This window comes from Dyadobacter sp. CY356 (genome assembly GCF_021440195.1).
Taxonomy (GTDB): domain Bacteria; phylum Bacteroidota; class Bacteroidia; order Cytophagales; family Spirosomataceae; genus Dyadobacter.
In genome coordinates this window covers 50,409-64,102 of sequence record NZ_JAJTSZ010000011.1, presented here as the reverse complement: position 1 = coordinate 64,102, position 13,694 = coordinate 50,409, and the positions used below count along the sequence as shown (strand labels likewise).

General features: G+C 40.5%; 11 protein-coding genes and 1 tRNA gene. 8 read left to right on the top strand and 4 right to left on the bottom strand.

The features are described from left to right. Nucleotides 1-138 precede the first annotated feature (138 nt). From uvrA to LXL81_RS26505, 4 genes are all read left to right on the top strand, one after another. The gene (gene uvrA, locus LXL81_RS26520; protein ID WP_234650630.1) at nt 139-2,991 is read left to right on the top strand and encodes an excinuclease ABC subunit UvrA; all 2,853 of its coding nucleotides are present in this window, start codon (nt 139-141) and stop codon (nt 2,989-2,991) included. A gap of 111 nt (nt 2,992-3,102) precedes the next feature. Continuing rightward, a complete protein-coding gene (locus tag LXL81_RS26515; protein ID WP_234650629.1) occupies nt 3,103-3,531 on the top strand; it encodes an antitoxin Xre/MbcA/ParS toxin-binding domain-containing protein in 429 nt (142 codons plus the stop codon). A gap of 12 nt (nt 3,532-3,543) precedes the next feature. Further along, complete coding sequence (locus tag LXL81_RS26510; protein WP_234650628.1) at nt 3,544-3,837, top strand: RES family NAD+ phosphorylase; 294 nt, start codon at nt 3,544-3,546, stop codon at nt 3,835-3,837. A gap of 298 nt (nt 3,838-4,135) precedes the next feature. After that, nucleotides 4,136-4,972, top strand: coding sequence for a fumarylacetoacetate hydrolase family protein (locus LXL81_RS26505; protein WP_234650627.1), 837 nt, complete (start codon nt 4,136-4,138; stop codon nt 4,970-4,972). 76 nt (nt 4,973-5,048) lie between these two features. Here LXL81_RS26505 and LXL81_RS26500 read toward each other — a convergent pair whose 3' ends face one another. The 4 genes from LXL81_RS26500 to LXL81_RS26485 form a co-directional block, all read right to left on the bottom strand. After that, nucleotides 5,049-5,453: a hypothetical protein gene (locus LXL81_RS26500; protein ID WP_234650626.1), complete on the bottom strand. Its 405-nt coding sequence runs from the start codon at nt 5,451-5,453 to the stop codon at nt 5,049-5,051. Between the two features lie 351 nt (nt 5,454-5,804). Next, nucleotides 5,805-7,115 (bottom strand): ribosome biogenesis GTPase Der, encoded by a 1,311-nt coding sequence (gene der / locus LXL81_RS26495; RefSeq protein WP_234650625.1) that lies wholly within the window; start codon nt 7,113-7,115, stop codon nt 5,805-5,807. A 115-nt stretch (nt 7,116-7,230) separates the two neighbouring features. Next, nucleotides 7,231-8,154 (bottom strand): GTPase Era, encoded by a 924-nt coding sequence (gene era, locus LXL81_RS26490; protein WP_234650624.1) that lies wholly within the window; start codon nt 8,152-8,154, stop codon nt 7,231-7,233. Between the two features lie 59 nt (nt 8,155-8,213). Then, entirely contained in the window at nt 8,214-10,169 is a 1,956-nt protein-coding gene (locus LXL81_RS26485; protein ID WP_234650623.1) for an LTA synthase family protein, read from the bottom strand. A 113-nt stretch (nt 10,170-10,282) separates the two neighbouring features. Here LXL81_RS26485 and LXL81_RS26480 point away from each other — a divergent pair. The 4 genes from LXL81_RS26480 (at nt 10,283) to LXL81_RS26465 (ending at nt 13,685) form a co-directional block, all read left to right on the top strand. Then, nucleotides 10,283-10,355: transfer RNA gene (locus tag LXL81_RS26480), tRNA-Met, on the top strand. 792 nt (nt 10,356-11,147) lie between these two features. After that, nucleotides 11,148-11,735 carry a Crp/Fnr family transcriptional regulator gene (locus LXL81_RS26475; RefSeq protein ID WP_234650622.1) on the top strand — a complete coding sequence of 196 codons (588 nt, stop codon included), beginning with the start codon at nt 11,148-11,150 and terminating at the stop codon, nt 11,733-11,735. A 109-nt stretch (nt 11,736-11,844) separates the two neighbouring features. Further along, nucleotides 11,845-12,705 carry an alpha/beta hydrolase gene (locus LXL81_RS26470; protein ID WP_234650621.1) on the top strand — a complete coding sequence of 287 codons (861 nt, stop codon included), beginning with the start codon at nt 11,845-11,847 and terminating at the stop codon, nt 12,703-12,705. A gap of 11 nt (nt 12,706-12,716) precedes the next feature. Continuing rightward, nucleotides 12,717-13,685, top strand: coding sequence for a zinc-binding alcohol dehydrogenase family protein (locus LXL81_RS26465; protein ID WP_234650620.1), 969 nt, complete (start codon nt 12,717-12,719; stop codon nt 13,683-13,685). Nucleotides 13,686-13,694 lie beyond the last annotated feature (9 nt).

Sequence of the window (13,694 nt, the reverse complement as noted above, 5' to 3'; positions counted from 1 at the left end):
ATCCTGCAATTTTTTGGATAATCATTTGGCGACTACCATTTCAGATTAGGAAAGGCAAACTAATTCGCCGATTTTTGGGTTAAATAATGATCGGGGATTACCAAAAATCCCCGCGCAAATCGACCTGATTTTCTATATATGATGCAATTACCTGTGACCCGGATTGACGCTTCTCAATTCGATGAACTAGATCCAAGAAAATACATTCTGATTAAAGGTGCGCGTGTTAATAATCTGAAAAGCGTTGACGTCGCCATTCCAAGAAATAAGCTGGTAGTCATTACCGGACTTTCGGGCTCGGGTAAATCTTCTTTGGCTTTTGATACGCTTTTTGCCGAAGGCCAGCGGATGTATGTAGAAAGTCTGAGCAGTTACGCCCGCCAGTTTTTGGGACGAATGGAAAAACCTGAGGTGGAATATATCAAAGGAATTTCGCCGGCAATCGCGATTGAACAAAAAGTCAATACAAGAAATCCGCGTTCTACGGTTGGAACTTCCACTGAAATTTATGATTATCTGAAATTACTTTTTGCCAGAATCGGCCATACTTATTCGCCGGTTTCAGGACAATTGGTTCGAAAAGATTCTGTTACTGACGTTGTCAATTATATTTTAAACCACGAAGAAGGCGCGCGCGTTTTAATTTTGACAACATTACTGGTCCGTGACGGAAGGTCCATTTATGAAGAGTTAACGATACTTCTTTCCAAAGGTTACAACCGGATTATGATCGGTACCGAGGTAGCTTATATCGAAGAAATTCTGGAAAAACCGGAAGATTTTCCTTTGGAAGGAAAAGAAATTTATATTTTAATTGACCGTGCTTCGGTCCATAAGGACGACGAAGACACGCAGTATCGTCTTTCTGATTCCGTGCAAACTGCATTTTTTGAAGGAGAAGGCATTTGTTATGTTCAGGTTGTCAATGGTGAACAGAAAACATTTTCTGATAAGTTTGAACTGGACGGGATTGTTTTTGAAGAGCCGACTGTAAATCTTTTTAGTTTTAATAATCCTTTCGGTGCTTGCAAACGCTGTGAAGGTTTTGGAAAAGTTTTAGGCATTGATCCTGAACTTGTTATTCCTGATAAAAATCTTTCTGTATATGATGGTGCTATTGCGCCCTGGCGTACAGAGAAAATGAGCGAATGGCTGGTACCTTTGGTACGTAATGGTGCCAAATTTGATTTTCCAATTCACAAGCCATATAAGGAACTTACGGCTGAGCAAAAAGAATTGCTTTGGACCGGAAATCAATATTTCCAGGGAATCAACAGCTTTGTTGCTGAACTGGAAACGCAGACTTATAAAATTCAATATCGCGTATTGTTATCACGTTTCCGAGGCCGTACGACTTGTCCGGATTGCCGAGGATCGCGTTTAAGAAAGGATGCTTCTTATGTAAAAGTGGGCGGCGTTTCCATTACGGATCTGGTTTTGATGCCGATCAACGATGTAATTGAATTTTTCAAAACCGTTGATATTAACGAGCACGACAGAAGTATTGCCAAACGGATTCTGACAGAAATCGAAACCCGTCTGGATTATATGAACCGTGTCGGTCTGGGTTATCTGACTTTAAACCGGTTAACGAATTCTTTATCAGGAGGTGAATTTCAGCGTATCAAACTGGCTACTTCTCTGGGAAGTGCGCTGGTTGGTTCGATGTATATTCTGGATGAGCCAAGTATCGGTTTGCATCCGAGAGATACGCAGCGTCTGGTTGGTGTTCTGGAATCGCTTCGTGATTTGGGAAATACCGTGATCGTTGTTGAACACGAGGAAGAAGTCATGCACGCCGCTGACCAGATTATAGATATTGGTCCGGAAGCGGGAACTGGTGGCGGAAATCTGGTTTTTCAGGGAAACTGGGATGAAATCCGTGAACTGAAACTGAGTGGTGAAGAAAACAGTTTGAATTCACACACGCTCGATTTTTTGTTAGGTCATGATTCAATTCCTGTTCCGACGGTAAGAAGAAAATCTTTGCATTTTCTTGAAATAAAAGGTGCAAGAGAAAATAATCTTAAAGATGTTGATGTAAAAATTCCGTTGAACAATCTGACCGTTGTAACCGGCGTCAGTGGTTCAGGAAAATCAACATTGATCCGGAAAATATTATATCCGGCCCTTATGCGACTGAAAGGTGAATTCAGTGAGGAAGTTGGAAAATACAATGACCTCAGTGGAAGTCTTGACCGTGTGGAAGCGATTGAAATGATTGACCAGAATCCGATTGGAAAATCATCGCGGTCCAATCCGGTAACCTATATCAAAGCTTATGACTATATCCGTCAGATGATGTCGGATTTGCCTATTTCAAAAGCGCGGAGTTATAAACCTTCCCATTTTTCATTTAATGTGGATGGCGGACGCTGCGAAATTTGTCAGGGCGAAGGCCAGGTGAAAGTTGAAATGCAATTCATGGCTGATATTTATCTGAAATGCGAAGGCTGCAACGGAAAACGTTTTAAACAGGAAATTCAGGAAGTACAGTATAATGGCAAAAATGTTTCTGACATTCTGGATCTGACGGTTGATGAAGCGATTGAGTTTTTCAGGGAATCGGAGCCTAAGCTGGCTGATAAATTATTGCCATTGCAGGAAGTTGGTTTAGGTTATGTCGGTTTGGGGCAATCATCCAATACACTTTCGGGTGGAGAAGCCCAACGCGTGAAACTGGCATCATTCCTGGGAAAAGGTTCGGGTCATAAAGGGAAAATGTTATTCATTTTTGATGAACCAACAACCGGACTTCATTTTCATGACATCAAAAAGTTGTTAAAAGCCATTAATGCTTTGGTAGATCAGGGTGATAGTGTGATCATCATTGAACATAATATGGAGGTGATCAAATGTGCAGACTGGATTTTAGACCTTGGTCCGGAAGGTGGAGAAGGCGGCGGATATCTTACATTCGCCGGAACGCCGGAAGATATGGCGAAACTGGAAGGAAACTACACAGCTGACTTTTTGAAAGAAAAGCTTTAAGATCAGATGGTTACTGGCTTCAACTATTTTAGTTGAAGTTTGATTAAAGATTGGAATTGCGAAATAAGTCACATAGATTTATGACACAATTCCATTTTTTATGTTTGAGGTATGGAAAAATTAAAAGCTTTTGCCGATCGTGCTGTTCATTACAGCGCAAGCCCGTCATCTGATTTGTCGGTTATCAAAAAATCAAGGGAAGGTGTTCTGCGTTCGGTGGTAGATAATGTGTCAGGAATGGTCAAACTTACAGATAATGAAATGGCCTATTTACTTGGTATGACGCCGCGAAATCTTCACCGTATCACACCGGAAAAGCGTTTGGGAACGGATGCTTCTGAAAGGCTTTTGCTTTTGAAAAACATTTTAATCCATGCTTTGGATACTTTTGAAGGAAAAGAAGATGTTGTCAGAAACTGGCTCAGGACTTCTATAACCGAACTTAATGACCAAACGCCGTTGCAAATGATGGATACCGTTACTGGCTTTTCTCTGGTAGATGATGTCCTTGGGCGTTTGGATTATGGTCTTCCTGCCTGATCCTGTTACTTTATGATCGTTTATCGAATTGTACGGGAAAAGTTTGTTGATCAGGCCCTATCTTCGGAAGGAAGCCGCTTGTTTGGTGCCCGCTGGAATCCGAAAGGAACAGGAATTTTGTATACAACTTCAACGCCTGAATTAGGTTTAATTGAAACCCTTGCGCACGCTCCCGGCGTTCGTTATGAAGATTTGCCGGTTTACTGGCTTTCTTCCATTGAAATTCCCGATCAAATCAAATATTACAAAAGAGAAGAAATGCCTCCGTTTTGGCAGGATAAAAATTATGAAAGAACACAGTACTGACTGAAAGAATGGTTGCAAAATCCTGACATTCCTGCCATTGCGCTGCCGTCCGTAATTGTTCCTTTTTCTTATAACATTTTGCTTCACCCAAAACACTCTTCTTTTTCAGAAATTCGATTAATTGCGCAGGAAAAAATCCCAATTGACAGGCGTTTGTGGCGGCACGATTAATTAGACGCGTTTTTTACTTTCGCCCAATATTCATGACCCGATAGCCCAAATACTTCAAAATTCGTACTTATCTTAAAGTATAGGTATCACTTTTGTGGCTTATTGAAGCAAAACCAATCTTGAAACCATGAAATTATATAAAACCGAACACGGGATATTACTTGAAAAAGAAGATCTTTTCTACCGTATACCAGATACGGATTGGGATAAGGTAGTTAACCGTGACGACTTGTACGACTGGCTATTGTTACAAACGGAAAATCTAATTCCTGTAACTTTTACTGACGATTTTCCGATGCCGGAAGTATTGGCACCGATTGGTTCTCAGGAAGTCTGGGCATCGGGAGTAACTTATTTCCGTAGCCGTGAAGCCCGAATGGAAGAATCTGAAAAAGCTGGTGGCGGAAGTTTTTATGACCGTGTCTACGATGCCGAGCGTCCCGAATTATTTTTCAAATCAACTGCACAACGCGTTGTGGGACATAAAGGAACGGTCCGCATTCGTCGTGACTCAACCTGGGATGTTCCGGAACCTGAATTAACTTTATTTGCCTCTGAATCAGGAACATTGGTTGGATATACGATTGGTAATGACATGAGTTCAAGAAGTATTGAAGGTGAAAATCCCCTTTACTTACCACAGGCAAAATCTTATACAGGAAGTGCTGCACTTGGCCCATGTCTTTATGTTCCCGAACAGCCGCTTTCACCGGAAACTGTTATCGACCTTTCCATCGTTCGTGATGGCGAAGAGGTTTTTAACGGAGAAATCACCCTTTCACAAATGAAACGCAAGGCGGATGAGTTGCTGCGGTTTTTATACCGGGAATTATCATTTTCAACAGGCTGCTATCTGATGACCGGAACCGGAATTATTCCTCCATCCGACTTTACTTTGCAGGTTGGTGATATCGTTCATATTACCATCGAACCTATCGGAACGCTCACGAACACCGTTGGTTAACCGACATAAAAAAGCAGGTATGATTTTGAAATCATACCTGCTAAACTTAATTCGTAATATCTGCGATTTTTTTATTTCAAGATTTTGATAAAGAGGAAGATCCAACGAATGCGTAGATAACCTGTTTGATCAAACCTGCCAATTTTGTTGCAATTGAATTATTACTTTTCTCATCTTCTTCGCTTTCAAAAAAAGCTGCCGGACCTTCTTCCAGCATTCTTTCATTCAGCGTTACCATGCTGCTAACTTTATTCGCAAAGTTTTTTGTATACAAAACAGCTGTGTTTGAAGACTGAATAATCACTGTTTTATTTACAACACTTTTTGCAGGAACTTGTTTAGCAACACGTTCTTTTACTTCACGATATTCTTTACCGGCCTGAAGCTTTTTATGCGCTACAAACATGTTGTGAGAATAGCCGGTTGCATTAACCTGAAGGCTGAAAAGGAAAAGGACGATAAGTAATTTTATGGTTTTCATGGCTATGTTATTTCAGTCTTTTAGAGAAAATCGTTGTGCTTAAATCCTTGTAACTAATTGACAGTACAAATATATATGTTTTATCAGGTACATTGCAATACATAGTACCTTGTTTTTAACATTTTTTTTGAAATATTTTTTTTCAATTTGTTAAAAACGGTCGTAAAGCGGTTTAATCCGTCTTTTTTAATGATGGAAAATTAGTAACAAAGGTTGCACCTTGGAAATAAAAAAAGATGAAAGTGATTATTCGGTCTCCAAACCATATCCTTTTGGCGATAGAATGCAAAATGCCGACAAGAGATTTGCCGGCATTTTGCATTAATTATCAAATTTGAAGCGGTTACCTTCTTATTTTTCCCGGAAGAAAATCGTGATCGGTACTCCTGCGAAATCAAAGTTTTCACGCATCCTGTTTTCCAGATAGCGCAAGTACGGATCTTTCACATGTTTTGGATTGCTGCTAAAAAACACAAAAGTCGGCGAAGGTGTTGGCAACTGGATCATATACTTAATATTGATATATTTTCCACGATGTGCCGGCGGCGGATATTTTTCAATTTCTGCCTGCATCACGTCATTCAGTTTTGAAGTCGTGATTTTCTTCGTTTTGTTTTTATAAACCTGCATTGCCATTTCCATCACCTGGTGAATACGTTGTTTTTCAACAACGGATGCAAAAATGATCGGCATATAGTTCATCGGTGCTAGTTTTTCAAGCAGCTGTTTTTTGAAAGTATCAGCTGTTTTAGAATCTTTTTCTACTAAATCCCATTTGTTCACCATAATCACGATACCTTTTTTAGCCTTATCGGCCTGACCGATGATCGTGATATCCTGTCCTTCCAAACCTAAGGTTGCATCCAAAAGAATGATACAAACGTCAGATTCTTCCATCGCTTTGATCGAACGAAGCGTTGAATAATATTCGATATCTTCATTCACACGGGATTTACGACGCAAACCGGCCGTATCCGTCAGAATGAATTCCATTCCAAAAGCATTGTAATGCGTGTGGATTGCGTCACGCGTAGTTCCGGCGATATCGGTAACGATACTTCGGTCAGTGCCTGTCAAAACATTCAGGAAAGAAGATTTTCCAACATTTGGACGGCCCATGATTGCGATACGCGGAATACCAGCTTCCGGATCTTCAACACCCGCTGTTTCAAAATGTTTGATTACTTCATCTAATAAATCACCTGTTCCGAAACCGGTTTGTGCAGAAATCGGATAGATCTCGTCGCCCATACCTAATTCATAAAACTCAGCTGCTGATTGGTAACGATCTGTTGTTTCAGCCTTGTTGGCAACCAGATAAACCGGTTTGTTGAAACGACGTAATACGTTTGCAAAGTCTTTGTCTAGGTCAGTTAGTCCTGTCATGGTATCGACCATAAACAAAACTACCGTCGATTCTTCAATCGCCAGCTCAACCTGATCACGGATTGCTCCTTCAAAAATATCTTCTGATCCTACTACATATCCTCCCGTATCGATCACGGTAAAATACTGGTCCGTCCATTCGCCATAACCATAGTGACGATCGCGTGTAACGCCGCTCTGGTTATCCATGATGGCCTTACGGCTCTCGATCAGACGGTTAAAAAGTGTAGATTTACCCACGTTTGGGCGCCCTACGATTGATATAATATTTGCCATTTTTATTTTTCTAATCTCTGCCCGAAAGTTTTTGGACAGAAACCCATTTTATTTTATTCTTAATAATAGAACCGCGGATGTCAGGATCTGAATTCAGGACTGAGAATGACGTTCCTTACTCTTCATATCCAAACTGACGAAGCTTGTTCTCCTTGCTTCTCCAATCCGGTTCTACTTTTACATGTTGTTCAAGGAAAACTTTTTTACCAAAGAAATCTTCCATGTCCTTGCGCGCCTCGCTGCCGATTTTTTTCAGCATCGCGCCTTTTTCCCCGATGATAATCCCTTTCTGGCTTTTACGTTCCACGAGAATCTCGGCCCGGATCACAATCATATCGTCGCGTTCCTTAAATTCTGAAATAACCACCTCGCTGCTGTATGGAATTTCCTGGCGGTAGTTCAGAAATATTTTTTCGCGAACGATTTCCGAAGCAAAGAAACGTTCAGGTTTATCGGTTAGTTCATCTTCATCGAAGTATGGTGGATGAAATGGTAACCGGGTAATTATTGCATCAAACAAAGTTTGCACATTGGCATTTAACAGTGCCGAGATCGGGATAATTGCAGCAGGCTGAATTTCCTTTTCCCATTCTTCTGTCTTACGTTTCAGTTCTTCTTCGTTCGATAGATCAATTTTATTCAACACCAAAATAATCGGTGCATTTGTTCTTTGAAGCAAAGGAATTACTTCATGTTCCGCTGCTTTTTCTCCAACTTCTGTAACAAAAAGCACTACGTCCGCATCTTCCAGAGAACCTTTTACAAAGGTCATCATAGAATCGTGCAATTTATATGCAGGTTTTACAACACCCGGAGTATCCGAATAAACAAGCTGGAAAGGAATTTCTTCATGTGTTCCGTTCAAAATTCCCATGATACGGTGACGGGTTGTCTGCGCTTTGGATGTGATGATAGACATCTTCTCCCCTACCAGCACATTCATCAATGTCGATTTGCCGACATTTGGCTTGCCAATTATGCTCACAAATCCGGCACGAAAGTCGCGCAGTGAGACTGGATTTTCTGTATTTTCGCTCATAACTTATTATTGTAATTCGCTGACCAAGTACTGTTTGCACTAAACAACAACGAAATATTTTAAGGTGTCAAGGTTAGCTTATCATCCAGCATACGGTTGGTATACTGCTGCACAAAAGCTTTAACCTGCAACTCCATCGGGCCTTGTACGGCCGGTAATTTATCCTTCAAATTATTTTTCAGAAGCTTGTCTTTCTGATAATTATACAAACCTACGGTTTTCTGGCCATCAAATTGCAAAATATATGGACCGTTGAACCATTGATATACACCATCATAGTTAACAGCAAAGTTAAGCGGCGGGTTCTTGAAGATATTTTTCCCGAAAGCGAAGTAGGGTTTATCGTAATGGAGATATCCTAAAATTGACGGCATAATATCAATCTGCTGCACCAAAGTGGTCGTATCACGGCCAATCATCGTACTATCGCCGGGTGCATAAAAAAGGATTGGAATGGAGAAGTTTCCGACGGATGTCTGATATTTTGGATAATGTGCAAAAGTGGCGGCATGATCTGCCGTGATTACAAAAAGCGTGTTTTTGAACCAGGGCATCGTTTTGGCTTTGGCAAAAAATGCACGTAAAGCGTTATCGGTATAACCCATCGTTTCATAAACAGGCAATGGCCCCGTCGGGAATTTGCCTTTGTAACGTTCCGGCACTTTGTATGGATCGTGCGAAGAAACCGTAAAGAGCGTACTCATAAAGGGCTCTTTAAAGGAATTCATCGTTTTGGCCCAATATTGTAAAAATTCCTCATCCCAGATTCCCCAGATTCCGTCATAATCAGCATCATGATTATATTCATTTTTGCCGTAATATTTTTGGACGCCAATTAAATTGACAAAAGCCTGGAAACCCATGGAGCCATTTGGAGCACCATGGAAAAAGGAAGTTGAATATCCTTTGCTTTGCAAAATGGCTGGTAAACTCGGCAATTTATTATCGGTATAACGCATGGTCACAAAGGGCTCTTTAATACCTGGAATACTCGTGAGCACCGAAGGAATCGCTTCAATAGACTTGGCTCCATTCGCAAATGAATACCAGTTGACACGGCTATACTGCATCAAGGAATCAATAAAAGGCGTGTAACCTTTGTAGTTGCCATTTTCAAGATCATGATTATAAGTGCCAACCATTTCTTTTCCAAAACTTTCCCAGATGAGAATAACCACATTTTTGGGTCTGAATGGTTCTTGAATACTATCTGGCTGGTGCATCGGATTAAAAACCTGTCCGGCTTCTTTCAGTCCCGGGAAATAATGCACGCGCTCATAATCCGTCCTTCGTAAGGTTTTAATAATGCAAAATGGCGTATTGAGAACCAGAAACATTTCTTTAGGTTTTTTCACGTATTCTCCTGCATTACTCAATGTGATCGGGCGAATGCTATGTGCAAAACCACCCCGAACGCCGCCTATGAAAAGTTTTACCGTAACAAACATGATCGCTGCGTGAATCAGAAAAAATGCCCAGAAAGGAAAATTTGCCCGTTCTTTAACTTTTACAATCTGGGTGATTTTCACCAGAGAAAACACCAGCAAGATCCAGATCAGAGCAACGTACCAGTATCTCAAAATAAAACCGCCGAAAAGTGATCCCATATTGTCCTGGTGCGAAAACTCTTTGAGAACAGACCAGGTAGTGCGTTTGATTGTGAAACGGTAGTAAATCATATCCATGCAGTTTGCCATTAAAGCAATACTGTTGGTTATGACAAAAAGGTAATCAAGAAATTTCTGGTAACCTTTCCGGTATTTGAATGTGAAAGGGACACACATCAAAAAAATGTAAAGAATATTTACATAAAAAACGGCGACAGTGTCAAATTTGATTCCGCCCGCCATTAAATTTAATCCGTGCTCAAAAGAAATATCCGGAAAAAAAACAGTGTTTAAAATATAAAACAGAATACGGCAAACCATGAACAAAATCATGATCCAGAGTATTCTGAGCAACATTACTACGTGAATACGTCCCCATATTGCGGCGGGAGACAAAGAAAAATTCATAAATTATTTGATGATGTCAGGAGGTCGTTGAAAATATTTTTTAATCTTTTTTACAAAAATAGTTGTTTTTATTGAAACATTAGTCGTATGTTTGCACTCCAATTCAACGACACCGCGGGATGGAGCAGTTGGTAGCTCGTTGGGCTCATAACCCAAAGGTCGCTGGTTCGAGTCCAGCTCCCGCTACAAGAAGAGAAAGTCACTATCGAAAGATGGTGGCTTTTTTGCATTTTTGGCATCTTTAATTAAGTATTATAAATATTTGGTCGGGCGCTAATCCAAAGATCGTTGGTTCGACCGGGCAGGCGATCCTGGCCAGCTCCCGCTACAAGAAGAGAAAGTCACTATCGAAAGATGGTGGCTTTTTTGCGTTTCTGGGGCGTTTAATTAATCATAAGAATTTTGTTCGTTGGGCGTTAATCCAAAGATCATTGATTCGACCGGGCTGGTTTATTTTCGCTCCCATAGGAGCATCCTGTTTATAGCATCACACCAAACTTTAAAATTTACCGGCTCCATCGGAGCCTCCCGGAATATCAGGAAACTCTGATGGAATTACGACAGAAGCATTCAAATCGATATCTCTATAAACAGGATGCTCCGATGGACCGGTGAGAATAGGAAAAGAGATTTTTGAACGGTAATTAATCTAAAAATTCAGGAATTGCCAGCCGCGGAACGGCTTCCTGTTTATAGAAAGAATTATCATCAGGCAAAGGTTTGGCTCCTTCGGAGCCTCCTTTATTCGCGAAAGACACAATGGAAAAAAATTTAGGAAACTCACAGGGAGTTGCGATTAAGCCTAAACAAGTATTTGGCTGGAAACTGAATGTTCTTGTGGAGCGGAGATGAAAATAAATCACCTCCAGCATTTTATATGGCCATCTTCGCTCGACAAAAACTGGATCACACTTATTAATTTGCTAATTTACTCACATCAATAATTAACTGATTTTATCAAACCCTTATTATTACAAAGTGAGCCTGGAAAAACTCTTTGCAAATTTTGACAACTACATTCCGCTCAACGAAGACGAGCGGAAAGATCTTTCTAAAAGAGTTGTTGAAAGAAAAATTAAACGCAGGCAGTTTATTTTGCAGGAAGAAGATGTATGCAAACACTATACTTTTGTGGCAGAAGGGTGTTTCAAAAAATTTCAGGTTGACAAAAAAGGCACGGAACATAATCTTCAATTCATCGCTGAAAACGACTGGATTATGGAAATTGACAGTTTTTATAATGAAAAGCCAAGCCGGGTTTTTATTGAGGCGATCGAGCCGTCTGTCATTTTACAAATAACCAAACCCGATCTACTGGACCTTTTCGTAAATAACCAAAAGTTTAACCGAAACTTCCGGGTGATCATTGAAAACCGGTTTGTAGAGCTTGAAAACCGTGTTTTGCAGGCAATCAGCTCAACGGCCGAGGAGCGTTATCTTACCTTTTTAAATCAATATCCAAAACTTTCACAACGACTTCCCAATACACAAATTGCCTCATACCTGGGTATTACTCCGGAGTTTCTGAGTAAAATCAGAAAGGAAATTACACAGAAAGGCATATGATCCTTAAACTATCTTAAGACTATTTCTTGAACTTACTTATAAGTCCGCTTCTTCATTTACTATCACCTTTGTCTTATCAAAAATTGATTAGCAATTAAATAAGATAACGATGGAAGATTTAGAAACAAGAAGAGGTGGATTTGACCAGCTAGGAAATATATATCCCAAAGCAGCCGGGGTTAGTATTGAACAAGAAAATATTGCCGGCATAAATTGCTACTGGCTTATTCCTGAAAATGTAACCTCAAAAGATTTAACCATTTTTCTGCACGGCGGCGCGTTTGCCGTCGGCTCGATTCGGTCACACGCAAGTATGATCAGTCACTTTTCAGAGAGACTTCAAAGAAGAATTTTGTTTGTAGACTATGCACTGGCACCGGAAAACCCCTTCCCTGCGGCTTTAAACGGCATTGTTCAGGTATACAAAGAGTTAATCAATACTCATCCGGAAAGCGATATATCTTTTATAGGCGACAGTGCCGGCGCCGGCCTGATCATTTCTTCCATAGGTGAAATGCTGAAACAGGAAATTCAATTGCCTGAAAAAGTAGTCTTTATTTCGGCATGGATCAGTCTGGAAGGGAATAATCTTTCTATGGAAAGCAACAAACATATTGACCCTATTCTCAGTCCTGAATACTTGAAAAATGCAGCGGCTGATTACTCCGGCGAAACTTCGTTAAAAATATCCAGTCCGGAAAATGTCCTTTTCAATAAATTTCCACCGGTATTGATTCTGGTTGGCACCCATGAGATTTTGCTGGACGACAGCATAAATTTTTACAATTATATCAAACCGATACAAAATAATGCGGTATTGCGCATCTATGAAAATCAGACACATGTTTGGCCATTGGCAAATATTTATTCCGGGGCATCGCAAAAAGCACTTCATGAGGTCTGGGAATTTTTGACCTCCGGGGGAAATATAGAACATGTGGTAGAACACGATACATCAACAAACTATTAATTCACACAAAAATGAAAGCGGCAGTAACGACGAAAGCAGGAAATCCTGATGTGATAGAAATTCAGGAAAGGTCAAAACCACAGATTAAAGAAGGCTGGGTTTTAATAAAGATAAAGGCATTTGGATTGAACAGATCCGAAATATTTACAAGGCAGGGTCATTCGCCAGACGTCACTTTTCCAAGAATTCAGGGTATTGAGTGTGTGGGAGAAATAGAGGAAGATCTATCAGGAACCTATAAAACCGGCCAGAAGGTTGCTGCGATTATGGGCGGCCTGGGACGGAATTTTGACGGAGGATATGCAGAATTTACAACTGTACCACTGGAAATTGCTTTTCCTTTTGAAAGTGATCTTCCCTGGACTGTTCTTGGTGCTATCCCGGAAATGTTTCAGACTGTATCCGGCTCCTTGAACGAGGCTTTGGAAATCAATGAAGGTGAAACTTTGCTGATCCGCGGCGGTACTTCGTCCATTGGTATGCTTGCCTGCCAGTTGGCAAAAACAAAAGGGCTGACCGTTATTTCTACGACCAGAAATCCTGACAAAGAAAATCACTTAAAAGAAAACGGCGCCGATTATGTGCTTTTGGATAACGGAAAAATTCACCATGCACTAAAAAACCTGTTTCCAAATGGCGTTGATAAAGTACTTGAACTGATAGGCATCGAAACTTTAAAGGATTCTTTACAATGTATCCGTCCAAAAGGAACTGTTTGTATGACGGGAATTTTAGGCGGTTCCTGGACTATGCAGGAATTTACCCCAATGGGCGATATCCCTTCATTAGGACGATTGACCGTTTATATGGGCGACTCAGCAAACCTGCAAAAAGATTTACTTCAGGAATTTATCAATGCCGTTGCAGCAGGAAAAATCAATCTCAATATTGATAAAATCTTTAAACTGGACGAGATTTCAGAAGCACATACTTACATGGAAAGCAATCAGGCGAAGGGAAAAATTGTGGTTGAGATATAATCGTTTTGG